Below are 345 nucleotides of genomic sequence, written 5' to 3'. Positions count from 1 at the left end.
ACTTGGAGTAAATTGTACAGAATCTGTAAAAAAGATATTTTCTTTTTTATTTTCTACAAAGGTAAATTCTAGATCTTTAGATCCTATGGATGATCCTTTTAAATCGCCATCACCTTTCAATTTTAATTCAGGTGCTTGTTTCGTTGGGATATTATATCGTTTTCTTAACTGTTGTACATTATAATCATCATTACTTAACTGATATTTAGCAGAATAACTTGGCACATTTGGATTGTATGAAATATCTCCATTTTTATAATCTTTAAAATCTTTAAAGTTGCCGTATTGTACAAAAAACTTAAAGTTTTCTATTTCTTTTTTTAACTTATCATTCGGTATTGGCTT

Annotated in this window: 1 protein-coding gene; it reads right to left on the bottom strand. The window is 27.0% G+C overall.

What is annotated here, in order from left to right:
• Positions 1-345 (bottom strand): tandem-type lipoprotein (locus HMPREF3267_RS00005; protein ID WP_141762955.1); only part of this gene is annotated, 345 nt, incomplete at both ends.

Source organism: Staphylococcus sp. HMSC62D11 (assembly GCF_001839145.1).
Classification (GTDB): Bacteria; Bacillota; Bacilli; order Staphylococcales; family Staphylococcaceae; genus Staphylococcus; species Staphylococcus lugdunensis.
Note: the sequence above shows the minus strand (reverse complement) of the source record. Positions and strands in the feature narration are given on the sequence as shown.